At 73.3% G+C, this 23781-nt stretch carries 20 protein-coding genes; 13 read left to right on the forward strand and 7 right to left on the reverse strand.

What is annotated here, in order from left to right; all coding sequences use genetic code 11:
* Positions 1-250, reverse strand: a 250-nt coding sequence (locus tag ABWK99_RS02630) for a hypothetical protein (protein ID WP_372593139.1), incomplete at its 3' end; no start/stop codon positions are given.
* A gap of 192 nt (positions 251-442) precedes the next feature.
* Here ABWK99_RS02630 and ABWK99_RS02635 point away from each other — a divergent pair.
* The 8 genes from ABWK99_RS02635 to ABWK99_RS02670 all read left to right on the forward strand — a co-directional run bounded on the left by ABWK99_RS02635 (position 443) and on the right by ABWK99_RS02670 (position 10935).
* Positions 443-1363, forward strand: coding sequence for a DUF4214 domain-containing protein (locus ABWK99_RS02635; RefSeq protein ID WP_372593140.1), 921 nt, complete (start codon positions 443-445; stop codon positions 1361-1363).
* Between the two features lie 133 nt (positions 1364-1496).
* Positions 1497-3116, forward strand: coding sequence for a dynamin family protein (locus ABWK99_RS02640; RefSeq protein WP_372593141.1), 1620 nt, complete (start codon positions 1497-1499; stop codon positions 3114-3116).
* Positions 3113-4576 carry a GTPase gene (locus tag ABWK99_RS02645; RefSeq protein WP_372593142.1) on the forward strand — a complete coding sequence of 488 codons (1464 nt, stop codon included), beginning with the start codon at positions 3113-3115 and terminating at the stop codon, positions 4574-4576. The genes ABWK99_RS02640 and ABWK99_RS02645 overlap by 4 nt, the downstream gene beginning before the upstream one ends.
* 123 nt (positions 4577-4699) lie before the next feature.
* A complete protein-coding gene (locus tag ABWK99_RS02650) occupies positions 4700-5269 on the forward strand; it encodes a single-stranded DNA-binding protein (RefSeq protein ID WP_372593143.1) in 570 nt (189 codons plus the stop codon).
* Between the two features lie 60 nt (positions 5270-5329).
* Positions 5330-7012 (forward strand): energy-dependent translational throttle protein EttA, encoded by a 1683-nt coding sequence (gene ettA / locus ABWK99_RS02655; protein WP_372593144.1) that lies wholly within the window; start codon positions 5330-5332, stop codon positions 7010-7012.
* A gap of 16 nt (positions 7013-7028) precedes the next feature.
* Complete coding sequence (locus ABWK99_RS02660) at positions 7029-8834, forward strand: ABC transporter (RefSeq protein ID WP_372593145.1); 1806 nt, start codon at positions 7029-7031, stop codon at positions 8832-8834.
* Entirely contained in the window at positions 8822-10468 is a 1647-nt protein-coding gene (locus tag ABWK99_RS02665; protein ID WP_372593146.1) for a GTPase, read from the forward strand. Before ABWK99_RS02660 ends, ABWK99_RS02665 begins: the two co-directional genes overlap by 13 nt.
* Positions 10465-10935 (forward strand): acyl-CoA thioesterase, encoded by a 471-nt coding sequence (locus ABWK99_RS02670; protein ID WP_372593147.1) that lies wholly within the window; start codon positions 10465-10467, stop codon positions 10933-10935. Before ABWK99_RS02665 ends, ABWK99_RS02670 begins: the two co-directional genes overlap by 4 nt.
* On the opposite strand, the gene ABWK99_RS02675 is transcribed toward ABWK99_RS02670, so the two are convergent.
* The 3 genes from ABWK99_RS02675 to ABWK99_RS02685 all read right to left on the reverse strand — a co-directional run bounded on the left by ABWK99_RS02675 (position 10916) and on the right by ABWK99_RS02685 (position 13818).
* Complete coding sequence (locus ABWK99_RS02675) at positions 10916-12502, reverse strand: SDR family oxidoreductase (protein WP_372593148.1); 1587 nt, start codon at positions 12500-12502, stop codon at positions 10916-10918. The genes ABWK99_RS02670 and ABWK99_RS02675 overlap by 20 nt on opposite strands.
* A 63-nt stretch (positions 12503-12565) precedes the next feature.
* Positions 12566-13420, reverse strand: a complete 855-nt coding sequence (locus tag ABWK99_RS02680; protein WP_372593149.1) for an acyl-CoA thioesterase — start codon at positions 13418-13420, stop codon at positions 12566-12568.
* On the reverse strand, positions 13417-13818 hold the full coding sequence (locus ABWK99_RS02685; protein ID WP_372593150.1) for a globin: 402 nt from the start codon (positions 13816-13818) through the stop codon (positions 13417-13419). Before ABWK99_RS02685 ends, ABWK99_RS02680 begins: the two co-directional genes overlap by 4 nt.
* 129 nt (positions 13819-13947) lie before the next feature.
* On the opposite strand from ABWK99_RS02685, the gene ABWK99_RS02690 reads away from it, so the two are divergent.
* Positions 13948-14178 carry a glucose PTS transporter subunit EIIB gene (locus ABWK99_RS02690; RefSeq protein ID WP_372593151.1) on the forward strand — a complete coding sequence of 77 codons (231 nt, stop codon included), beginning with the start codon at positions 13948-13950 and terminating at the stop codon, positions 14176-14178.
* 56 nt (positions 14179-14234) lie between these two features.
* The gene (locus ABWK99_RS02695; protein ID WP_372593152.1) at positions 14235-14678 is read left to right on the forward strand and encodes a PTS glucose transporter subunit IIA; all 444 of its coding nucleotides are present in this window, start codon (positions 14235-14237) and stop codon (positions 14676-14678) included.
* On the opposite strand, the gene ABWK99_RS02700 is transcribed toward ABWK99_RS02695, so the two are convergent.
* Positions 14654-15607 (reverse strand): mechanosensitive ion channel family protein, encoded by a 954-nt coding sequence (locus ABWK99_RS02700; protein ID WP_372593153.1) that lies wholly within the window; start codon positions 15605-15607, stop codon positions 14654-14656. The two genes, ABWK99_RS02695 and ABWK99_RS02700, sit on opposite strands and share 25 nt — an antisense overlap.
* A gap of 108 nt (positions 15608-15715) precedes the next feature.
* Here ABWK99_RS02700 and ABWK99_RS02705 point away from each other — a divergent pair, with 108 nt between their 5' ends.
* Entirely contained in the window at positions 15716-17509 is a 1794-nt protein-coding gene (locus ABWK99_RS02705; protein WP_372593154.1) for a glycoside hydrolase family 15 protein, read from the forward strand.
* A 71-nt stretch (positions 17510-17580) separates the two neighbouring features.
* Positions 17581-19716, forward strand: a complete 2136-nt coding sequence (malQ, locus tag ABWK99_RS02710) for a 4-alpha-glucanotransferase (protein WP_372593155.1) — start codon at positions 17581-17583, stop codon at positions 19714-19716.
* A 12-nt stretch (positions 19717-19728) separates the two neighbouring features.
* Here malQ and pepN read toward each other — a convergent pair whose 3' ends face one another.
* On the reverse strand, positions 19729-22293 hold the full coding sequence (gene pepN / locus ABWK99_RS02715) for an aminopeptidase N (protein WP_372593156.1): 2565 nt from the start codon (positions 22291-22293) through the stop codon (positions 19729-19731).
* A gap of 182 nt (positions 22294-22475) precedes the next feature.
* On the opposite strand from pepN, the gene ABWK99_RS02720 reads away from it, so the two are divergent.
* Positions 22476-23045: a hypothetical protein gene (locus ABWK99_RS02720; RefSeq protein WP_372593157.1), complete on the forward strand. Its 570-nt coding sequence runs from the start codon at positions 22476-22478 to the stop codon at positions 23043-23045.
* 63 nt (positions 23046-23108) lie between these two features.
* Here ABWK99_RS02720 and ABWK99_RS02725 read toward each other — a convergent pair.
* Positions 23109-23781, reverse strand: a 673-nt coding sequence (locus ABWK99_RS02725; RefSeq protein ID WP_372593158.1) for a M13-type metalloendopeptidase, incomplete at its 5' end; no start/stop codon positions are given.

A 23781-nucleotide genomic window follows, 5' to 3' on the forward strand; every position in this document is an offset into this window, starting at 1 on the left:
CCGCCGCGACGATCGCCGCGGCGTTGGCGACCTGCGACGGCCCGTAGCTCCCGATCGCCGTCGCGCCCGCCGTGGTGAAGGTGGGCGACGCGGTGGTGCCCGTGCCGTCGAGCTGCGCGGCGAGCACGGACTCGAAGGACGCGGACGGACCACCCGCAGCGCTCGTCGCCGAGGGACGCGCAGGCGACAGGACGGCGATCCGGCCCTGGATCTCGGCGATCCTGCCGGTGATCGATGCGATGCCGTCCACACGCGTCCCCTCGTCGTCCCACCGTCCGGTGTCCCATCGGTCAGTGGCGCCGCGTCGTGAGGCGATCCTCGCTCCCTCGGTGCGTGGGTCCGGCGCGAGGCAGGGGGAACCGGCCGGTGACCGGTGTTCGCGGATCGGCCGCTCCTGCCCCGGTCGTGTCGTTCCTGAGGATCCGCTGGGCACCGTGCAATCATGATCGGATTCATCGTCTCCCGGGGGGTAGTCGTGCTGCGCAGAATCAGTTCCTTGATCGTGTCCGTCGTCCTGGTGCTGGTGGGCGTGATCGTCGCGCCGCAGGCGGCTGTCGCCTCGACCTCCCAGGTGAAGGCGTACGTCAACCAGGTCTACAACGACCTGTTCGAGCGTGACGCCGACGCTGCAGGGCTCGCGTACTGGACGGGGGCCCTGCAGGCGGGCACTCCGTACGGCGACGTGGCGAACGGGATCACGTACTCCGCGGAGTACCGGACCCGGATGATCCGCGACGCGTACCTGACCTACCTCGACCGTGCGCCCGAGGCTGCGGGGCTGGCGGGGTGGCTCGGGGCGATGCAGTCGGGGATGCACATCGAGCAGATGCAGGGCGGATTCATCTCCTCCCCGGAGTACTACGCGCTCGGCGGGGGGACCGACACCGGGTGGGTCACCCGGCTCTACCAGAAGGTGCTGCACCGGAGCCCCGCTCCGTCCGAGGTGGCCTACTGGCTGGGCAGGCTCTCTGCCGGGGCGACCCGCTACGAGGTGGCGACGGGCTTCCTGTACTCCACCGAGCACCTGACCGAGGTGGTCGACGGGTACTACCGGCTCCTGCTGCACCGCTCCATCGACCCCGCCGGACGCCAGACCTGGGTCACCAAGATCCAGACCGGATCCCGCGACGAGCAGATCATCGCCTCGATCGTCTCCAGCGCCGAGTACCGCGGCAACGTCGTGGCCCCCGTCGACCCGACCGACCCGGGCAACCCGGGCAACTCCAAGGACTGCTCCGACTTCGCCACCTGGGCCGAGGCGCAGTCCTGGTACGAGACGTACTACCCCCTCTACGGCGACGTCGCGAAGCTCGACAGCGACGGCGACCGGATCGCCTGCGAGGGTCTCCTGGGTGCCCCGTAGGGGGTGACGACGGTCCGGCTGTCCCACCGCGACGACGGACGGGGCGGCCGGACCGAACCCGGACGATTCACGCGATCCCGGTCCATCGGCGCGTGTGTTTGGAGTGGGCCCTTCGACACGGGAGGATTGTCGGGTGACCTCCGCCCCGAACGCCGCCCACCGAGGGTGGGGCCTGGTGGCGGCCGCAGACGCCGATCGCCCCGTGGCCAAGGCCTCCCTGCTCGACGCCGTCGCTGACCTGCGGCGGGACGTCGCAGCGACGGAGTTCCCGCTCGAGCTCCCGGGGGTCGACACGGCGCGCTCGCAGCGCGGTGCCCTGCTCGACCAGCTCGACGACCACCTCCTGCCTCGACTGCGCGAGCTGAGTGCGCCCGGCCTCGTGGTCGTCGCCGGGTCGACGGGCGCCGGGAAGTCGACGATCGTCAACTCGCTGCTGCGCGAGGAGGTGAGCCCGGCCGGCGTGCTGCGACCCACGACCCGCAAGCCCGTGCTGGTGCACCACCCGGCCGACGGCGAGCTCCTGTCGGCGCACCCCCTGCTCGCCGACGTCGAGGTCCTGGCGCGCGAGGCGGTCCCGCGCGGGCTCGCACTCATCGACGCCCCCGACCTCGACTCCCTGCTGGCGACCAACCGGACGTCGGCGCACCGCCTTCTCGAGGCCGCCGATCTCTGGGTCTTCGTCACCACCGCCGCCCGGTACGGGGACGCCCTTCCCTGGCAGGTGCTCGACCGTGCGGCGCAGCGCACGACCTCGATGGCGATGGTGCTCAACCGGGTACCGGCCGAGGCCCTCGTGGCCGTGCGCGGCGACCTGCTCGCGCGCCTGCGCGAACGGGGGATGGGCAGCGTCCCGCTGTTCCTCGTCCCCGATGCCGGGCCGCACGAAGGCATGCTCGAGGCGAAGACCGTCGCACCGATCCTGCGGTGGCTCTCGGTCCTTGCCGGCGCCGACCGTGCTCAGGCGGTCATCGCCCGCACCCAGCGAGGGTCGCTCGCGGCCCTCCAGCCCTGGGTCGAGGAGCTCGCCGACGCCGTCCAGGCGCAGGTCGACGCCCGCACCGATCTCGAGCAGCGCATCGAGGCGGCGCTCGAGACCGCCGTCGACCGTGCGCGTCGCGCAGTGGTCACCGGTGCCGTGGCGGACGGACCTGTCCGCAACGGCTGGGCCGCGAAGGCGGGGGCGAAGGGGCCGCTCGGCGGCTCCTGGCGCTCGCGGCGGGCCTCGGGCGCCAGGACGGAGGCCCTGAACGCCGTCGCCGATGACCTGCTGCACGCGGCGACCGTGACCCTCTCCGCAGCCCGACGCGGGGGGGAGCTCGCTGCGCTGCAGGCTCTCGACGACGAGACGCCAGGAGCACGGGCGCTCGCCGCGGCGGCCAGGGCCGTCGACGTGCCGGCCGAGCCCGCGCCCGATCGAGCCGCGCACGACTGGTTGCGCCGGGTCGAGGAGCGCGTGGCCCAGGAGCCGAGCCTGGGCAGGCTCAGCCGTCAGGTCGGCGGCCGGGGGGCCGCGACGGTCGTCGCTGCCGCCGGCGTCGGGGTGGGTGCCGCGCGCATCGTCGCGCAGGAGGCGATCGGGGACCTCGCCCGAGGGATCACCGTCGCGAGCGCCGGAGACCTCGAGGAGGCCGTGGCCGTGCAGGTCAGGGCCGGCGCACGTGCCGTCGAGTCGCTGCTCTCCTCCGTGCACCTGGCTGATGACGCGGCCGCCGTGCTGCGCCTGCGTCGTGCCGTACTCAAGGGATGGACATGACCGAGATCGCCCCGGGACCGCGCACCGCTGACCTGCTCGCTCGGGTCGAGCAGCTGGAGTCCGCGCTCGACCGGGCAGGTGATCGGCTCCCCGAGGCGGTCGTGGCTGCCACCGGCACCCTGCTCACCTCGGTGCGCGAGCGGCTCGAGCTGGGGGTCGACCACACCGTCGTCGCGCTGGTCGGCGGCACCGGCTCCGGCAAGTCGACCATGTTCAACACGCTGACGGGCCTCGACTTCGCCGACGTCGGTGTCCGTCGCCCGACGACCTCACGGGTCACGGCCTGCCTGTGGGCGCATGACGCGAACGCGCTGCTCGACTGGCTCGACGTGGACACCGACCGACGGATCGAGCGGGAGTCCGCGCTGGACGGGGAGTCCCAGGCCGACCTGCGCGGACTGGTCCTGCTCGACCTGCCGGACCACGACTCCGTCGAGCCGGGACACCGGGCCGTGGTGGACCGTCTGGTCCCGATGGTCGACCTGCTCGTCTGGGTCGTCGACCCGCAGAAGTACGCGGACGACGCCCTGCACACGGGCTACCTGCGCCACCTGGTCGGCCATGAGGGCGCGATGCTGGTCCTGCTCAACCAGATCGACACGGTTCCGCCTGGCCGCCGGGAGGAGCTCCTCGCCGACGTGGCCCGGCTCCTGCGGGAGGACGGTCTCGCCGAGGTCAGGACGATCGGTGTCTCGGCCCGGACCGGTGAGGGCATGCTCGAGGTGCGCGGGGTGCTGGCGGGGCTCGTCCAGGGGCGTAGCGGCGCCGAGCTGAGGGCCGAGGTCGAGCTCGCCGACGCCGCGGCAGCCCTGAGCGCCGGCCTCGGCGGCGTGGAGCCCGAGCCGCCGGTCGCCCGGGCCGTCGAGGCCCTTGCGGAGGCCGCCGGGCTTGCCGGGGTCGCCGACGCGGTGCGCGAGGGCGCGTCCGTCGAACGAGCGTCGCTGGGACCCGTCCAGCACGACCGGGTCGCACTGGTCCGTGAGGCCTGGCTGCGTGAGTCCGCCTCCGGTCTCCCCGAGCGGTGGGACCTCAGCATCCAGGCCTCCGTCGCGGGTGCGGAGGCACTGACCGAAGCGCTCGACCGCGCGCTCGGCGAGGTGCCCGTGCCGACGGCGCCCCGGGCCGGGGCGTCGCGCTGGGTGGTGCCCCTGCTGCTCGGCCTCGGGGCGCTGGGAGCAGCCGCCGTCGGCGTCTGGGGGCTGCTGGGCACCATGGCGGAGACGGACGTCTCCCGCTGGGCCGGGGCCGCCGCCGCGCTCGCGATCGCCGCCGTCGTCGTCCCCGCCATGCGCCGGCGTCGGCGCCGTTCGGCAGCGGACGCACGGGCGCAGGCGCTGCGCTCGGCCGGACTCGCCGCGGTCGAGTCGGTCGTGGCGAGAGAGCTCACCGCGCCCACCGTCGCCGTCCTGGACGACCACCGTGCGGTCCGCACCGCGACGGCGGTCGTGGTCCGCTCCTAGTCGGTCCCTGGCGCGCGTGCCCTCCGGCCGTCCACAACCCGGCCGGGCCCTTCCTCCGAGGTCGCCCGTACCCGGCAAGTCTCCTCTGGTCACCGGACGGACCGGGGACCGGAGGGAGTCGTCATGAGCGGAAGCACGATGATGGTCACGGTGGTCGGCTGGGCAGCGACCACCCCGCGCGAGGTCGTCGGGGACGGGGTGCCGTTCACCTCGTTCCGGCTCGCGAGCACCCCCCGCCACTTCGACGCGCGAGCGCGCACCTGGGTGGACGGACGCACCGAGTGGGTCACGGTCAAGGCCTTCCGGGACGTCGCCTTCAACGTGGCGGCGTCCGTGCGCAAGGGGGATCCGCTGCTCGTGCACGGACGGCTGCAGACCCAGGAGTGGCAGTCCGAGCAGGGGCCGCGCACCGATCTGGTGCTCGAGGCCTCGGCCCTCGGCCACGACCTGACCCGCGGCACCGGGCGCTTCGCTCGGCGGGTGCACGTCGCCGGGGAGTCGGGGGGTGACACCGCCCGGCCGAGCGAGGAGCAGCCCGGTGCGCGGGGCCCGGATCCGGACGGGACACCCGGGCAGGGGCCCGTGAGCGACTCCTCCCTCGGACCGACCGTCGAGGGCGGCGACCTGGAGGACGACCCCTGGGCGACACCGCCCGCGGACGAGGAGGAGGACGCTCGGGTGCCGACCCCGTAGGCTGGTCCGTCGGACCGGTACGCCGGGCCCCGACCCCGACGAGCAGGAGCAGATCCGACCGTGGCTGAGTTCATCTACACCATGTACAAGGCGCGCAAGGCGCACGGGGACAAGGTGATCCTCGACGACGTCACCATGAGCTTCTTCCCCGGAGCCAAGATCGGCGTCGTCGGACCCAACGGCGCCGGGAAGTCGACGATCCTCAAGATCATGGCGGGGCTCGAGCAGCCCTCCAACGGTGAGGCGCGGCTCTCCCCGGGGTACTCGGTCGGCATCCTGCTCCAGGAACCGCCGCTCAACGAGTCCAAGACCGTCCTGGGCAACGTGGAGGAGGGCGTCGCGGACATCAAGGCGAAGCTCGACCGCTTCAACGAGATCTCCGCGCTGATGGCGGAGCCGGACGCCGACTTCGACGCGCTTCTCGCCGAGATGGGTGACCTCCAGGAGGCGCTGGACCACGCGAACGCCTGGGACCTCGACGCCCAGCTCGAGCAGGCGATGGACGCGCTGCGCTGCCCGCCGCCGGACGCGGACGTCTCGGTCCTCTCCGGTGGCGAGCGGCGCCGGGTGGCGCTGTGCAAGCTCCTGCTCGAGAAGCCCGACCTGCTCCTGCTCGACGAGCCCACCAACCACCTGGACGCCGAGAGCGTGCTGTGGCTCGAGCAGCACCTCTCGCAGTACGCGGGCGCCGTGCTCGCCGTCACCCACGACCGGTACTTCCTCGACCACGTGGCCGAGTGGATCGCCGAGGTCGACCGTGGGCGTCTGTACCCCTACGAGGGCAACTACTCCACGTACCTGGAGAAGAAGCAGGCCCGCCTGGAGGTGCAGGGCAAGAAGGACGCCAAGCTCTCCAAGCGCCTCAAGGACGAGCTCGAGTGGGTGCGGTCCTCGGCGAAGGGTCGCCAGACGAAGTCCAAGGCACGTCTTGCCCGCTACGAGGAGATGGCCGCCGAGGCGGACCGCACCCGGAAGCTGGACTTCGAGGAGATCCAGATCCCGCCGGGCCCGCGCCTGGGCAGCGTCGTGATCGAGGCCAAGGACCTGCGCAAGGGCTTCGACGAGCGCGTCCTGATCGACGGGCTGTCGTTCACCCTTCCGCGCAACGGCATCGTGGGTGTCATCGGCCCCAACGGCGTCGGCAAGACCACGCTGTTCAAGACGATCGTCGGGCTCGAGGAGCTCGACGCCGGAGAGCTCAAGGTCGGCGAGACGGTCAAGCTCTCCTACGTCGACCAGTCGCGTGGCGGTATCGACCCGGCCAAGACCCTGTGGGAGGTCGTCTCCGACGGCCTCGACTACATCAAGGTCGGCAACGTCGAGATGCCGTCTCGTGCCTATGTCGCCGCCTTCGGGTTCAAGGGTCCCGACCAGCAGAAGCCCTCCGGCGTGCTGTCCGGCGGCGAGCGGAACCGGCTGAACCTGGCGCTGACCCTCAAGCAGGGCGGCAACGTGCTCCTGCTCGACGAGCCCACCAACGACCTCGACGTGGAGACCCTCGGCTCGCTCGAGAACGCTCTGCTCGAGTTCCCGGGCTGCGCCGTCGTGGTCTCCCACGACCGGTGGTTCCTCGACCGGGTCGCGACGCACATCCTCGCCTACGAGGGCACCGAGGAGGACCCTGCGCGCTGGTACTGGTTCGAGGGCAACTTCGAGTCCTACGAGGCCAACAAGGTCGAGCGACTGGGTGCGGATGCCGCGCGCCCGCACCGCGTCACGTACCGCAAGCTCACCCGCGGCTGAGCGGGCGGCGAGTGCGGTGACCCCGGCGCCCGGTCGGGACGAGGCCCTGCTCAGGGGCCTCGTCGCTCTGCGATCGGCGCTGGGGGAGCTGCACCTCCCGCTCGCGCTTCCCGGTGCCGACCAGCACCGTCAGGAGGCCGCTCGCCTGCTGGCCCACCTCGACGACCACCTGCTCCCGCGGGTGCGTCAGCGCGGGGCGCCGCTGCTGGCGGTGATCGGCGGGAGCACCGGAGCGGGCAAGTCGACCCTCGTCAACTCCCTGGTGGGCGCCGTGGTGAGCCCCGCGAGCGTGCTGCGCCCCACCACCCGCTCCCCGGTTCTCGTGCACCACCCGGACGATGCTGCGTGGTTCACCTCCGAGCGCGTGCTGCCCGGCCTCGCCCGGTGGCAGGGGGACGGCTCCGGCTCGACGGATGGTGTCCGGCTCGTCGCGCACCTGGCTGTGCCGCGCGGGCTGGCCCTGCTCGACGCGCCGGACATCGACTCCGTCGTCGACGAGAACCGTCGGCTCGGTGCCCAGCTGCTCGGAGCCGCCGACCTGTGGGTCTTCGTGACGACCGCCGCGCGCTACGCCGACGCCGTCCCGTGGGACCTGCTCGCCGAGGCCGCCGCGCGTGACGCCGAGGTCGGCATCGTGCTGGACCGGCTGGAGCCGCACGAGCGGACGGCCGTCGTGCAGCACCTGGGCCAGATGCTCGCCGAACGCGAGCTCGCTGACGCCCGGCTGCTCACCGTCCCCGAGTCACGACTGGACGAGGGACTGCTGCCCGCCAGGGCCGTGGCCGAGGTCGACGCGTGGCTGCGGTCGACGGTGGAGGACTCGGCGGCGCGCGAGCGGGTGGTGCAGCGCACCATCCACGGCTCGGTCGCGGACCTCATCGGCCGGGTCCCCGCGCTCGTCGTCGCGGCGGACGCGCAGATCGCGCATGCCGACCAGCTCCGCGGGATCGTCACGACGGCCTACTCCGACGCGTTGGCCACCGTCCGCACCGCCACCACCGACGGAACGATGCTCCGCGGCGAGGTCCTGGCCCGCTGGCAGGAGTTCGTCGGCACGGGGGAGATCCTCCGGGCGATCGAGACGACGGTCAGCAGCGTGCGTGACCGGATCACCGCGATGGTCCGTGGCCGGCGCGCGCCGGAGCCCGTCGCGCGGGCCATCGGTCAGGGGCTGGTGGACATCGTCCACGACGCGGCGGACAGCGCGGCCGAACGCGTCTGGTCCGCATGGCATGCCGACCCGGCCGGGTCCGCCCTGCTCGACGGTCTGCGTGTCTCCCGGTCCTCCACCGACCTTCGCGAGCGGGTCGCGGACGAGGTCCGCGGCTGGCAGGCCGGGGTGCTGACCCTCGTCGGGGACGAGGGCGCCGGCCGTCGCACGACGGCGCGTGCCCTGTCCCTCGGGGTGAACGGGCTCGGCGCGGCGCTGATGGTGACGATCTTCGCCTCGACCGGCGGGCTGACGACGGCAGAGGTCGGCGTCGCGGGCGGGACCGCGCTCCTCGCGCAGCGGCTCCTCGAGGCGGTCTTCGGGGACGATGCCGTGCGCCGACTGACCACGATCGCCGAGGACGACCTCGCCCGCCGGCTCGCCGGCGTCCTCGCCGAGGAGTCGCGGAGGGCGACGACGACCCTCGACGCCCTCGACCTGGTCTCCTCCGCGGGCCTGCGCGGCGCGCTCGCGGCGGTCACCGTGGCGATGCCGGCCCCTGTGGAGGTACGACTCCCCGCCCCGCCCTCCGTGCCGAGCGAGGACCCGGGTCAGGACGCAGCGCAGCCCGGTGGCCTGCGCCGGTGGTGGCGGCGGCTGTGGCAGGGCTGAGCCTCACCGAGCGCCTCGCCGCCCTCGACGAGGCAGTGGCTCTCGGCGGTACGGCCGTGCCCCCGAGCCTCAGCGAGGACGCCGCACGCGTGACGGCACGGGCCGGGGAACGGCTCCGGCTCTCCGAACGGCACACCGTCGTCGCGCTCGCCGGAGCGACGGGTTCCGGCAAGTCCTCCCTGACGAACGCGCTCGTCGGCAAGGAGATCGCGCGCGTCGACGTGCGTCGCCCGACCACGGCCCACGCGCTGGCTGCCGTGAGCGGGGCGGAGGGGGTCGATCCCCTGCTGGACTGGCTGGGGGTACGTGAGCGCGTCGACCTCGCCGCGCCGATGCACGGCGAGGGGCTGGTGCTGCTCGACCTGCCCGACCACGACTCCGTCGAGGTCGCCCATCGCCTGGAGGCGGAGCGGCTCGTCGAGCTGGTCGACCTCATGGTCTGGGTGCTCGACCCGCAGAAGTACGCCGACGAGGCGGTGCACCGGTACCTGCGCGCGTTGGCCCGGCACGCGGGCGTGATGCTCGTCGTGCTCAACCAGGTGGATCGGCTCGACGCAGCCGACAGGGCTGCCGCCCTGGCGGACCTGCGTCGGCTGCTCGCCACCGACGGTCTCGCGCAGGTACCCGTCCTCGCCGTCTCGGCCCGCACCGGCGAAGGGGTCGAGGCGCTACGTCAGGCTCTGGAGGCCGCCGCGTCCCAGCGGGTGGCCGCGCGTACCCGGATGGAGGCGGATGTCGCCGTCGTCGCCGACAGGTTGGTGGCCGCCTGCGCCACCGGGCGCTCGGCGCCCGTCGCGTCCGGTCCGGACGCGGCGCTGGTCGAGGCGTTCGGCCAGGCGGCGGGGGTTCCGCGGGTCGTCGCGGCGGTGCGCGGCTCGTGGGTGCGCGAGGCGCGCAGGGCGACCGGGTGGCCGCCCACGCGGTGGCTCGCAGGTCTTCGCGCCGATCCGATGCGCCGGCTCCACCTCGGCCGACGTGTCGATCCGGGCCACGGGCGTCGCGCCGCCACCGCTGAGGTCCCGGTCGCCCCGGACCACACCTCGCTCCCTCCCGCGGGGCCGGCGCAGGTCGCCCAGGCGCACGCGGCAGCGCGGCGATGGACCGATGCCGCAACCACGGGCCTGCCCGACGACTGGGTGGTGCTGGCCCGCGCCGAGGTCGGCACGCTCGACCGCCTGTCCGATGACCTCGACCGGGCCGTCGCGGGTGCAGCCCTCGACCGGCCGCGGCGCCCGCTGTGGTGGTCGGCGCTCGGGCTGCTCCAGGGGGTGCTGCTCGCGACGACGCTCGTCGGCGGCCTGTGGCTGCTCGCGCTCATGGCTCTCGGCGCGTTGGCGCTGGCCGTCCCCGACCCGCCCCGCTGGGGTGAGGTGCCCGTCCCGACGCTGGCCCTGGTCGGCGGAGCCCTGGCCGGTCTGCTCGTCGCCGGGCTCGGGCGGCTCCTGGCGTCGGTGGGCGGGCGCAGGGCGGCGCGGCGCGCCACGAGCACCCTGCGCACGGCGGTCGCCGAGGTGGCACGACACCGCGTCACCGATCCCGTCACCGCCGTCGTCGACCGTCACCTGCGCTGCCGCGAGGCAGCGCTCAGGGCCGCCGGCCCGCCCGCCCGCCGCCGAGACCGAGGAGCCAGATGAGCCGCCTGTCCGTCCCTGTCCCGCTGCGCTGGGCCGATCTGGACGCCTACGGTCACGTGAACAACGTCGAGGTGCTCCGGCTCCTGGAGGAGGCGCGGATCGCGGCCTTCTGGCGACACCCGGAGGCCGAGGGCGGGTCGGCGCCGACGGCGGTGCTCGATGCCGGCCCTTCCGCGAGCACGCACACGGTCGTCGCTCGCACCGAGATCGAGTACCTGCGCCCGCTGGCGTACCACCGCGAGCCGGTGGAGGTCGAGATGTGGATCGGTCACCTCGGCGGGGCCAGCATCGACGTCTGCTACCGGGTCCTCGCCGGCCCCGGGCGCGAGCTGCACGTCCAGGCCGTCTCGACGCTCGTCGTCGTCGACGCCGCGACGGGTTCCCCTCGGCGGATCGCCCCCGAGGAGCGGGCGGCGTGGGAGCCGTACGTCGAGGCCCCCGTCGAGCTCAGGAGGCCGCGCCGCTGAGCGGTTCGCCCCGGCCGGCGATCCGCTCCGCCTCGGCGGCCATCCCGCGCTGCATGCTCCCGAAGACCACGCCGTGGAACGGGGTGACGAGCCACCAGTAGAGCTGGCCGGCCAGCCCGTGCGGGTGGAAGAGAGCGAGCTGACGCAGCCGGCAGTGCCGGGCGTCGGGACCCGGTTCGATGCTCAGCTCGAGCCAGGCGAGCCCGGGGAGCCGCATCTCCGCCCGCAGCCGCAGGAGTCGTTCCGGCTCGACCTCCTCCACGCGCCAGAAGTCCACCGCGTCGTCCACCCAGAGCCGGCGGGGGTCGCGGCGCCCGCGGCGGAGCCCGGGGCCACCGGTGAGACGGTCGATCAGCCCGCGCGCCTGCCAGGCCAGGGGCCAGGAGTACCAGCCCCGTTCGCCGCCGAGCGTCTGCAGCACCTCCCACACGGCGGCAGTGGGGGCGGCGACCTCGGTGACCCGCTCGTCCCGGTACAGGGAGCCGCCGGCCCACTCGGGATCCGACGGCAAGGGGTCGCTCGCCGCCCCGCGCACGGCGGCGGAGGACCACCGCGTGGAGACGTCGGCGTCGCGGATCCGGGCGAGGGCCAGCTGCACGGCCCGGTCGAAGCCGACCAGGCCGTCCGGCGGGTCCGGTACCCACGCGGCGATGTCGTGCTCGGCGCACACGACCTCGTGGATCAGCGACTCGACCAGGGGTCGGGCGATCCCGGCGGGAACCGGGGTGACGAGGGAGACCCACAGGCTCGACAGGCGAGGAGTGAGCACCCCGACCGGCACGATCACGCGCCGCCGCAGCCCGGCGACGGCGGCGTAGCGCTGCATCATCTCCCGGTAGGTCAGCACCTCGGGCCCACCGATGTCGAAACCGCGGCTCACCTCCGGTGGCATGTCGGCGCTGCCCACCAGGTAGCGGAGCACGTCGCGGATCGCGATCGGCTGGATCCGGTTCGAGACCCATCGCGGCGTCGTCATCGCGGGCAGTCGCTCGGTGAGGTACCGCATCATCTCGAAGGAGGCCGATCCCGAGCCGAGGATCACCGCGGCGCGCAGGACGGTCGTCGGCACGCCGGAGGCCAGCAGGATCTCCCCGACCTCCTTGCGCGAGGCCATGTGCGGGGAGAGGTCCTCGACGTCGGGGTGCAGGCCACCGAGGTAGACGATGCGCTGGACCCCTGCCTCGCGAGCGGCCCGAGCGAACGTCAGGGCCGTGGCGCGGTCCGTCGCCTCGAAGCGCGGTCCGGAGCCGAGGGAGTGGATGAGGTAGTAGGCGACGTCCACGCCTTCGAGGGCGCTGCGGATCTGGTCGAGGTCGGAGGCGTCGGCCGCCACCGGCTCGACGTCCTCGTACCAGGGGCGCCCGCGGAGCCGGGAGGGGTTGCGGGCGAGGGCGCGGACCCGGTGCCCGGCCGCGAGGAGCTCGGGGACCAGGCGACCGCCGACGTAGCCGGTCACCCCGGTGACCGCGACGGTCAGCGAACGTCCGGGGGCCAGGCCCGCATCGACCTCCGGCGCGCTCGTCTCGGCGGGGTCGGACGGGGTGCCGGGATCGGTCGCGGAGGGCATCGCCCCAGTGTGGGGTGAGGACGGACGGCCCGCACGGGGAGCGGGCGGTCGTGGTCGGCCCGCTCAGGACGGCAGGCGGAGCATGCCCTCCTGGGCGATGCTCGCCACGAGGACACCGTCCTGGGTGAACACCTGGGCGACCCCCAGCCCGCGCCCGCTCTGCGCGCCCGGTGCCGCCTGGACGTACAGCAGCCACTCGTCCACGTGGACGTCCCGGTGCCACCACATCGCGTGGTCGAGGCTGGCCGCGGACAGCCCGGGCGTCGCCCAGGAGGCGCCGTGCCGGCGGAGCACCGGCTCGAGCATGACGTGGTCGCAGGCGTACGCCAGCAGGGCGCGGTGGAGGGACTGGTCGTCGGGGACCGGGCCGAGGGCGCGCATCCACACCCGCTGGCGGTCGGCCGCGGCGGTGGCGGGCTGGAGGTACAACGACCCGTCCACGTGCCGCATGTCGAACGGGCTGCTCCGGGTCCAGAAGGAGGCGATGCGAGGGTCGACCCGCTCCAGGCTCTCGAGCACGCTGGGCACCTCGTCCGGTCCCGGTACCCCGGTGGGAGCGGCGTCGGCGTGCTCGAACCCCTCCTGCTCCAGCTGGAAGGAGGTGATCATCGACAGGATCGGCGCCCCGTTCTGCAGCGCGTGCGTGCGACGGGCGCTGAACGACCGCCCGTCCCGCAGGCGCTCGACGGCGAAGGTGATCGGCTCGGAGATCAGGCCGGGGCGCAGGAAGTAGCCGTGCACGGAGTGGGCGAGGCGATCGGGGTCGACGGTGCGCGCCGCGGCGACGAGCGACTGGGCGAGCACCTGCCCGCCGAAGACCCGGTCGCCGACCTTGGGCAGGCTCCCCGCGAGGAAGGTGTCCTCGCCGAGCCGCTCGAGGTCGAGGATGCGGAGCAGGTCCCCCAGCGCGTCGGTCATCGACCCTCCTCGACGGTGTTGAGCATGGAGTGGGCGGCGCGCTCGAGGTAGTCCCAGAGCGTGGCGTGCTGGAGCGGCGCGAGCCCGAGCCCGTCCACGGCCGTGCGCATGTGCGCCAGCCATCTGTCGCGGGCCTCGGGGCCCACCGGGAACGGGGCGTGCCGCAGCCGCAGTCGCGGGTGGCCGCGCTGCTCGCTGTACGTGGTGGGCCCTCCCCAGTACTGCTCGAGGAACATCCGTAGCCGCTCGGCAGCCGGGCCGAGGTCCTGCTCGGGATACATCGGTCGGAGCAGCTCGTCCGTGGCGACGCCGGCGTAGAAGGCGTCCACGAGCCGCCGGAAGGTGTCCGTGCCCCCGATCGCCGCGTAGAAGGAGTCGGGGTGCTGTGCTGGGCTCACGTCACCAGTCTCCCAGGTGCGCGCACGGCTGCGGGTGAACTGCTCCCGCCGGCCGTCCCGGGAGCGCCGATCGGGTCGCAACTCGGTAGAGTTGTTCCGGGCGATGCTCGCCCTGACCAGGGAGGTCCCATGACGAAGGCCCAGGAGATCCTCGACGCCCTCGGGGGCGAAGGGAACGTGGTCGACCTCGAGCCGTGCATCACTCGGCTCCGGGTGGAGCTGCAGGACCCGTCGCTCGTCGACGAGACCGCGCTCAAGGCGACCGGTGCGTTCGGCGTCGTCCGGTCGGGCAAGGTCGTCCAGGTGGTCGTGGGACCTGAGGCCGACACGCTTGCCGCCGACATCGAGGACCTGCGCTGACCCTGCCATCCTCCCGGCCGACGGGTGACGACCGCCTGCTGGTCGTCTCCTCCCCGGTGGCCGGGATCCTCACCGCGCTCGACGACGTGCCTGACCCCGTCTTCGCGGAGGCGATGGTGGGCCCTGGCGTCGCGGTCCTCGCAGAGGACGGCCCGGGGCTCTCCTCGGTGACGGCCGTGGCCCCCGTCTCCGGGACCCTGGTGACCGTCCACCCGCACGCCTTCGTGGTGCTCACGGCCGGTGGCCGTGCTGTCCTCGTCCACCTGGGGATCGACACCGTCCGGCTCAAGGGCGAGGGGTTCACCGTCCATGCCGAGGTCGGCACACATCGCGCCGTCGGGGACCCCGTCGTGACGTGGAGCCCGCGCGCCGTCGCCGAGAGCGGGCTGAGCACCCTGGTGCCCGTGGTCGCGCTCGACGCCGGGCCAGGGGCCCTGCACGTCGAGGGCGCGATCGGCTCGCGGGTCGGTGCCGGTCAGTCGCTCTTCGTCTGGTCCTGAGCCGCCAGCGGACCGCGCTCGACGAGCACCTCGCGCCGGGGCAGGGCCAGCGTCACGCCGCCCGAGCCGAACGCCCGCTGGATCTGCGCCCGCAGCGCCCGCTGCACGGCCCACTGCTGGGCGGGAACCGTCTTGATCATCACGCGCAGCATGACGGACTCCCCGGAGAGGTCCTCGAACGCGGTCACGTCGGCCGCGTCCAGGAGCAGCGGCCCGACGACCTCGTCGGCCGTGAGTGCCTCCGCGGCCTCCCTCAGCAACGCGAGGGCGGCCGCAGGGTCCTGGTCGGGCCCGATCCGTACCTCGACCAGGGCCCGCGACCAGCCCTGGGTCTTGTTCCCCACCCGCAGGATCTCGCCGTTGCGCACGTACCAGAGAGTGCCGTGCAGGTCACGGACCTGGGTGATCCGCAGACCGACCGCCTCGACGGTCCCGCTCACCTCGCCGACGTCGATGACGTCCCCCACGCCGTACTGGTCCTCGACGAGCATGAAGATCCCCGAGAGAAGGTCCTTCACGAGCGTCTGGGCACCGAAGCCGAGAGCGACGCCGACCACCCCGGCCGAGGCGAGGACCGGCGCGAGGTCCCAGTCGTAGATGTTCGCGATGACGGTCAGCACGATGACGCCCACGACGAGCGCCGCCGCAGACCGCAGCACGGAGCCCATCGTCTCGGCCCGCTGGACGCGACGCGCGGCCGCCAGCGGGTCGGAGGGTCCAGGGTCCACGCCGCCGCGCAGCAGCAGGCGTCGGGCGTGGCTGCGGACCTGGGTGGTGCCGTCCACGACCGAGCGGACGGTGCGGCCGATCATCCAGCGCAGCACCGTGAGCACCATCGCCCCGGCGACGATCGCCACGAGGCTCTGCAGGGGCGCGCTCAGCAGGCTCTGGGTCGAGGTGAGGGTCTCGTCGATCGTCAGTCGCAGCACCGCAGCAGGGTAGCGGCCCCCGCCGTGGGTCCCCGCTCGAGCCGGCTCGACGGGCGCGGGCGTCGGGTGTGCCCTTGACTGGAACGCACGCGGACGAGAGAGGCGACCATGGCGCTGCCCATCGAGGACTACGGGCTGATCGGCGACCTGCAGACCGCAGCCCTGGTGGGCCGGGACGGGTCGATCGACTGGCTCTGCCTTCCCCGTTTCGACTCCCCGGCCTGCTTCGCCGCACTCCTGGCCGACGAGCGCGCGGGCCGCTGGCTCCTGGCCCCTGCCGGCGGAGGACGGGCGACGAGCAGGCGGTACCGCGGTGACTCCCTCGTCCTGGAGTCCACCTGGCGCACCGAGACCGGGACCGTCCGGGTGATCGACCTCATGCCGCCCCGGGGCGAGGTCGCCGACGTGGTGCGGCTGGTCGAGGGCGTCGACGGCAGCGTCGAGATGAGGGGAGAGCTGCGGTTGCGGTTCGACTACGGGCGCGTCCGTCCGTGGGTCCGGGACCGCGACGGATCGGTGCGTGCCGTGGCGGGTCCTGACGCCGTGCTGCTGCACGCCGACGTCCCGGTGCACCTGCACGAGGGTGACGTGCTCGCACGGTTCACCGTCGCCGCGGGGGAGCGGCTGGGCTTCGTGCTGACCCACGCGGTCTCGTACCGGCCGGAACCCGCACCGGTGGATGCCGAGCAGGCGTTGGCGGCCACCGAGGAGTACTGGGCGCGGTGGGCCGAGCGCATCGGCTCGGAGACCCGGTGGCCCGAGGCCGTGCGGAGGTCGCTCATCGTGCTCAAGGCGCTGACGGACGCGCCGACGGGCGGGATCGTGGCGGCCGCGACGACCTCGCTCCCCGAGCTCATCGGCGGGGAGCGCAACTGGGACTACCGCTTCTGCTGGTTGCGCGACGCGTCCTTCACGCTCGACGCCCTGCTGGGCAACGGCTGCCTCGAGGAGGCGGAGGCCTGGCGGTCATGGCTCCTGCGGGCCGTCGCGGGTGATCCCGCCGACCTGCAGATCATGTACGGGCTCGACGGTCGACGTCGGCTCACCGAGGAGACCCTCGACTGGCTCCCCGGGTACGAGGGCTCCGGTCCCGTCCGCGTGGGGAACGCCGCGAGCGTGCAGCGCCAGCTCGACGTGTGGGGCGAGGTCCTCGACACCTTGCACCGGGCGCGCTCCGCCGGTCTCGGGCTCGACCAGGACGGCTGGGCCGTGCAGTGCGCGCTGGCCGACCACCTGTGCCGGACCTGGGACGAGCCGGACAACGGGCTGTGGGAGATGCGCGGTCCCGCGCGGCACTTCGTGCACTCGAAGGTCCTGGCCTGGACGGGCCTCGACCGGGTGGTCAGGGCCGTGGAGGAGCTCGGGCTGGAGGGTCCGGTCGAGCAGTGGCGCGCGACGCGCGAGGAGATCCGGCGGGACGTGCTCGCCAAGGGATGGTCGCCGGAGCTCGGGTCGTTCACCCAGTCCTACGGGTCGAGCGAGGTCGATGCCTCCCTGCTGCTGATCGCCGCGGTGGGTTTCCTGCCGTGGACGGACCCGCGCATCGTGGGCACCGTCGATGCGGTCGGCCGCGAGCTCGTGCAGGACGGTCTGCTGCTGCGGTACCGCACCCACCCGGAGGAGGGTTCTGACGGACCCGGCCTCGACGGTCTGCCCGGCCGTGAGGGAGCCTTCCTCGCCTGCAGCTTCTGGTACGCCGAGGCGTTGCACCGGATCGGCCGTGGTGAGCAGGCGACCGAGCTCTTCGAGCGACTGCTCGCGCTGTCGACGGATCTGGGCCTGCTCAGCGAGGAGTACGACACCTGCGCCGGTCGCCAGCTCGGCAACACCCCCCAGGCGTTCAGCCACGTGGGTCTCGTGCACGCCGCCAGGACGCTCAGCCGCCCCGCGCTCGCCGAGTAGTCGTGCGGGCCGCCTGCTCGCGCGCGCGGGGCGCGGACGTCCGGCCTCCCCTGCTCTGGCAGGATGACAGCGTGTTCGACGACGCCCGCCCCCATGACCTCACGGACTCCCTGCTCTCCCTGGCGGACAGGTGCGGGATCGTGCCGGACTTCTGGGGCTTCGACGGCAGCCACCGCTGGGTGCCCGCTGCCACGGTCGTCTCCGTGCTCGCCGCGCTCGGGGTCGACGCGTCGAGCCCCGAACGGGTCGAGCTCGCGCACCGCCACGCCGAGGACGACGTCTGGCGTCACACGGTCCCGCCCGTCGTGGTGCTGCGGGAGGGCGCGGTGGCGCAGGTCCCGGTCCACGTGCCGGACGGTGCCGAGGCAGCGGTGTGGGTCGAGCTCGAGGACGGCAGTACGCCGCGCGAGCTGAGCCAGGCCGATGTCTACGTCCCGCCGCGCGAGGTCGACGGAGTCCTCGTCGGCCGCGCGACCTTCGAGCTCCCCGCCGACCTCCCGCTCGGCTGGCACACCCTCGTCGCGGCGAGCGAGGGCGTCGTCTCGCGGTGCACGGTCGTGGTCACCCCCCAGCGGCTCGCGCTCCCGCACGGCCTCGCCGAGCGCCGGGGCTGGGGATTCATGGCGCAGCTGTACTCGGTCCGCTCGTCGCACTCCTGGGGCGTCGGCGACCTGACGGACCTCGGGGAGATGGCCTGGACGCTCGGGGGGCTCGGCGCCGACTTCGTGCTGGTCAACCCCCTGCACGCGGGCGAGCCGGTCACGCCGCTCACCCCGTCCCCGTACCTGCCCACGACCCGCCGGTTCGTGCACCCGCTGTACATCCGCCCGGAGGACGTCCCCGAGACCGCGTACCTCCCGGTCGCCGAGCGTTCCCTCGTGGAGTGGCAGGCCGAGGAGGCCCGCCCGCTCAGCGCCGACCCCGGTCCCATCGACCGCGACGCCGCCTGGGCGGCGAAGAAGAGCGCGCTGGAGATCATCTACGGTGCCGGCCGCTCCGGGGTGCGTCAGGCACGATTCGAGGCCTACCGCGCCGAGCAGGGCCGTGGTCTCGAGGACTTCGCCGCATGGTGCGCCCTCGCCGAGCACTTCGACGGCGCCCCGTGGCCGGCGGCCGCCCTCGACCGGTCCTCCGCGCTCGTCGCGCGGCTGCGCTCGGAGCTCGCCGATCGGATCACCTTCTACTGCTGGTTGCAGTGGGTGGCCGACGAGCAGCTCACCAGTGCTCAGCAGTCGGCGGTCGACGGCGGGATGCGGCTGGGGATCATGCACGACCTCGCCGTGGGCGTGCACCCCGAGGGTGCCGACGCCTGGGCGATGCCCGAGGTCTTCGCTCAGCGGGTCTCGGTCGGCGCCCCGCCGGACATGTACAACCAGCAGGGCCAGGACTGGTCCCAGCCGCCGTGGCGTCCGGACGCGCTCGAGCGCGCGGCCTACGCGCCGTTCCGTGAGCTGCTGCACACAGTCCTGCGGCACGCCGGAGCGATCCGGATCGACCACGTCATCGGGCTGTTCCGGCTGTGGTGGATCCCCGAGGGCAACGGCGCTCACGACGGCGCGTACGTGCGGTACGACCACGAGGCCCTCGTCGGCATCCTCTGCCTGGAGGCGCAGCGCGCCGGCGTCGTGGTGATCGGGGAGGACCTGGGCACCTTCGAGCCCTGGGTCCGCGACTACCTGTCCGACCGCGGCGTCCTGGGCACCTCGGTCCTGTGGTTCGAGTACGAGGGCGGCACCTTCATGCCGCCCGAGCACTACCGCCCGCTGGCGCTGGCCACCGTGACCACGCACGACCTGCCCCCCACCGCCGGGTACCTGGCGGGGGAGCACGTGGAGCTGCGGGACCGGCTGGGCCTGCTCACCGAGCCCGTGCAGGCGGTCAGGGCCGGGGCGCGCGCCGAGCGGCAGCGGATGCTCGACCTGCTCGCCTCCCGCGGGCTGATCGGCTTCGACCCCTCCGAGCGTGAGCTCGTCGAGGCGATGCACCGACTCGTGATGCAGTCGCCGTCGGTGCTCGTGGGCGTCTCCCTCGCCGACGCCGTCGGTGAACGTCGCGCGCAGAACCAGCCGGGGACCGACCAGGAGTACCCGAACTGGCGGGTGCCCCTTGCCGACGCCGCGCAGCGGCTCGTCCAGGTCGACGACCTCGGCTCGAACCCGCGGCTGCGGTCCCTCGTCGCCGCGATCGAGGCGACGGCGAGGGACTGAGCCCCGTCGGGCTCAACCCAGGTCGCGCTCCTGCGCGGCGATCGCGCGCCGCACCCCGTCGCGGGACTCCGTCACGAGACGTCGCAGGGCCGGGGCCGCGTCCGGGTGCTCGGCGAGCCAGGCGTCGGCCAGCCCGAGCACGTCGACCTCGGTCCCCGCGAGCTGCACCGGGAAGAGCCCGACGGCGATCGTCTGGGCCGTCTCGTTGGTGCGGTCGGTCCAGACCTGCTCCAACGCCTCGAAGTAGGGGGCGACGAGCGGGACCAGCAGGGAACGGTCGTGCACGCGCATGAGCCCCGCGATCGTGGCGTTCTGCAGCGCGTTGGCGAGCGTGGTGTCGTGGACGGCGCGGTCGAAGGCCTCCTGCTTCGCCTGCACCGTCGGGACCGCCGCCCGTGCCGCTGCCGCCGCCCGCTCACCCGTCGCGGTGGCGTCCATCGCGAGGTGCGCGTCGATCTCCGCGAGACTCACCCGGCCACCGGCGACCAGGCCGGTGAGCAGCTCCCAGCGCAGGTCCGTGTCGATCGTGAGCCCCGGCAGCTCTCGCGAGTGGTTCCACAGCCCGGTCAGCGCGTCGAGCTGGTCGGGGGTGGTGGCGCGGGCCGCGAAGGCCTTGACGAACTGCAGCTGGAGGTCGCTGCCCGCCGGTGCCTCCATGGCAAGAGCGAGCAGACGGTCCCCGGCCTCGGCGCTGATCGCCGCGCGGTCGCGAGGGGCCACGTACAGGTCGAGCGTCGTGGCGAGCTGACGCAGCAGCACGAGGACCACGGAGGAGTCCGTCTCCTCTGCCACGTTCGCGAGGACCAGCTCGGCGAACTCCCGGGCCGGGACCTCTGCGTCGCGGGTCATGTCCCACGCCGCGTTCCACACGATCGAGCGGGCGAGCGAGTCGTCGAACTCGGCGAGGTGCGCCGTCGCGAAGGCGAAGGAACCCTCGTCGAGGCGGGTCTTGGCGTACGCCAGGTCCTCGTCGTTCACCAGGACGAGGTCGGGCCGCGTGGTGCCGAGCAGCGCCGGGACGGGGGTGACCGGTCCGTCGACGTCGAGCTCGGTCCGCGAGGTGCGAGCCAGCCGCATCCCGTCGGGCCCGTCGACCATGTCGTACCCGCTGACCACGAGGCGGTGCGGTCGCTGGACGGGGTGCGTGGCGGGCACCTCCTGGTGGACGGCGATGTAGGTGATGACTCCGTGCGCGTCGAGCTCGATCACCGGGCGCAGCAGCGTGACACCGGCCTGCTCGAGCCACAGCGCGGACCACGCGCTCAGGTCGCGCCCGCTGGTGGCCTCCAGCTCCACGAGGAGGTCCCGCAGCTCGGTGTTGCCCCAGGCGTGCTTGGCGAAGTACGCCTGGACGCCCGCGAAGAAGTGCTCCCTGCCGACCCAGGCGACGAGCTGCTTGAGCACGGACGCACCCTTGGCGTAGGTGATCCCGTCGAAGTTGACCTCGACGTCCTCCAGGTCACGGATGTCCGCGACGATCGGGTGGGTCGAGGGCAGCTGGTCCTGGCGGTAGGCCCAGGACTTCTCCATGGAGGAGAAGGTGGTCCATGCCTGCGTCCACCTGGTGGCCTCGGCCGCAGCCAGGGTCGAGGCGAACTCGGCGAAGGACTCGTTGAGCCACAGGTCGTCCCACCAGCGCATGGTGACGAGGTCGCCGAACCACATGTGCGCGAGCTCGTGCAGGATCGTCACCGCTCGGCGCTCGACGGTCGCCTCGGGGACCTTGGAGCGGAACACGTAGTTCTCGAGGAACGTGACGGCGCCGGCGTTCTCCATCGCCCCGGCGTTGAACTCCGGGACGAACACCTGGTCGTACTTCTCGAAGGGGTACGGCCGGGCGAAGGTCGACTCGAAGAACGCGAAGCCGCGCCGGGTGATGTCGAGGATCTCGTCCGCGTCGAGGTAGCGGGACAGGGAGGCGCGGCAGAGCACCGCGAGCGGGATGGTGCGCCCGTCGCTGCTGGTCAGCTCGCCGGTCTCGCGGTGGTACGGCCCGGCGATCACGGCGGTGATGTAGCTCGAGATGCGCGCGGACGGGGCGAACTCCCAGCGCGCGACGCCCTCGCCTACCGGGACGGGGTCCGGGGTCGGGGCGTTCGAGACGACCGTCCAGTGCGCGGGGGCCGTGACCGTGAAGGCGAACGTCGCCTTGAGATCGGGCTGCTCGAACACGGCGAAGACCCGTCGGGAGTCCGCGACCTCGAACTGGGAGTAGAGGTACACCTCGCCGTCGACGGGGTCGACGAAACGGTGCAGGCCCTCGCCGGTGTTCATGTACGCGCCGTCGGCGACGACGGTCAGCGTGTTGTGCTCGGCCAGACCGCTCAGGGCGATGCGCGAGTCGGCGAAGACCTCGTCCGGGTCGAGAGCGCGCCCGTTGAGGACCACCTCGTGGACCTGGGGCGAGATGAGGTCGACGAAGGTCGCCGCGCCCTCGGTCGCCGTGAAGCGCACCGTGGTGGTCGAGCGGAAGGTCGTCGGCCCGGTGGTCAGGTCGAGAGCGATCTCGTACGTCTCGACCTCGACGAGCGCAGCGCGCCCGCGGGCCTCGTCGCGGGTGAGATTCTCAGCGGGCACGGAAAGCTCCTTCGTCGTCGAACCGGCGATGCATCCTTTCACGGGTCCCACGACGCGCGAAGCACCGCGCACGGCCGGCCGCCGTCGCGGCCGCTGTCGCCCTCGGCCCGACCGTCGGCCGTCCGGGCCGCCCCCCTCACCCGATCGGCCTAGGATGCCGTGACAGGTCGAGAGGGGTGACGATGGCGGTGCAGGTCCCGGAGCGCGAGCGTGCTCCGCTCAGTCCCGGGATGACGACGTTCATCGTGGTCGACGTCATCCTCGTCCTGACCTTCCTCGCGCTGCTCGCCCTGCTCGGCACGGGTGGGTCGCAGGTGCCGACGCCCGTGGCCTCGGCCTCGACGACCGACGGTCCCGAGACGACCCCGGACTCCTCGGCGCCCACGGCCCCGACGGACGCCGAGACGCTGACCTCGTTCGTCCTGCCGAGCGGCAACATCTGGTGCTCGATGACCGAGACCACCGCCGCCTGCACGATCCTGCAGTACACGTTCACGCCGCCGGCCGTGCCGGAGGGCTGCGACGGCACCGTCGGCAACGTGCTCCAGGTCACCGCGGGCGAGGAGGCCGCCCTGGCCTGCGTCGTCGGCGAACCGCAGCGGGCCCCGGCGGGCACGATCACCCTGGAGTACGGCCAGGCGAGCACCGTCGGTGAGATGACGTGCCACTCCTCGACGAACGGCGCCACCTGCCGGCACAACCCGAGCGGTGCCGGGTTCTCCGTCGCCCGTGGCGGCTACACCCTCTTCTGAGCACGGCCCCCACCGGCAGGCGCGCGCAGGGCGCACCCGCCGGCGCGGGTCAGGTGCAGAGCCTCACCAGATCCGGACGCGCTCGGCCGGGTCGAGGTACAGGGCGTCGCTCGGGGTGACCCCGAAGGCCGGGTAGAACTCGTCGACGTTGCGCACGACCCCGTTGGCGCGGAACTCGGCGGGCGAGTGCGGGTCCGTGGCGAGCCGGCGCAGCATCTCCTCGTCGCGCCCCTTGGACTGCCACGCGGCCGCGTAGCCGAGGAAGAGCCGCTGCAGGCCGGTGAGCCCGTCGATGACCGGAGCGGTCTCCAGCGGACCCCCGAGCGCGATCCGGTAGGCCTTGATCGCGATCGTCAGCCCGCCGAGGTCCCCGATGTTCTCGCCGATCGTCAGCGCTCCGTTGACATGGGCGGAGTCGTCGAGCTGCGCGGGGCTGTAGGCCTCGTACTGGGCGATCAGCGCCGAGGTGCGCTTCTCGAACTCGGCGCGGTCCTCGGCCGTCCACCAGTCCGCGAGCCGGCCGGCCCCGTCGTACTTGGATCCCTGGTCGTCGAAGCCGTGCCCGATCTCGTGACCGATGACGGCGCCGATCGCCCCGTAGTTCACGGCGTCGTCCGCCTCGGCGTCGAAGAACGGCGGCTGGAGGATCGCGGCGGGGAAGACGATCTCGTTCATCCCGGGGTTGTAGTAGGCGTTGACCGTCTGCGGGGTCATGAACCACTCCCCACGGTCGAGC

Source organism: Actinotalea sp., assembly GCF_041597215.1.
In the GTDB taxonomy this organism is placed as follows: Bacteria; Actinomycetota; Actinomycetes; order Actinomycetales; family Cellulomonadaceae; genus Actinotalea.

What these genes read in the sequence shown, in the direction of transcription:
- ABWK99_RS02675 (WP_372593148.1), bottom strand. Translation starts at nt 12,502, where the DNA reads ATGCCCTCCGCGACCGATCCCGGCACCCCGTCCGACCCCGCCGAGACG.
- ABWK99_RS02680 (WP_372593149.1), bottom strand. Translation starts at nt 13,420, where the DNA reads ATGACCGACGCGCTGGGGGACCTGCTCCGCATCCTCGACCTCGAGCGG.
- ABWK99_RS02645 (WP_372593142.1), top strand. Translation starts at nt 3,113, where the DNA reads ATGACCGAGATCGCCCCGGGACCGCGCACCGCTGACCTGCTCGCTCGG.
- ABWK99_RS02635 (WP_372593140.1), top strand. Translation starts at nt 443, where the DNA reads ATGATCGGATTCATCGTCTCCCGGGGGGTAGTCGTGCTGCGCAGAATC.
- ABWK99_RS02720 (WP_372593157.1), top strand. Translation starts at nt 22,476, where the DNA reads ATGGCGGTGCAGGTCCCGGAGCGCGAGCGTGCTCCGCTCAGTCCCGGG.
- ABWK99_RS02650 (WP_372593143.1), top strand. Translation starts at nt 4,700, where the DNA reads ATGAGCGGAAGCACGATGATGGTCACGGTGGTCGGCTGGGCAGCGACC.
- ABWK99_RS02670 (WP_372593147.1), top strand. Translation starts at nt 10,465, where the DNA reads ATGAGCCGCCTGTCCGTCCCTGTCCCGCTGCGCTGGGCCGATCTGGAC.
- ABWK99_RS02690 (WP_372593151.1), top strand. Translation starts at nt 13,948, where the DNA reads ATGACGAAGGCCCAGGAGATCCTCGACGCCCTCGGGGGCGAAGGGAAC.
- ABWK99_RS02705 (WP_372593154.1), top strand. Translation starts at nt 15,716, where the DNA reads ATGGCGCTGCCCATCGAGGACTACGGGCTGATCGGCGACCTGCAGACC.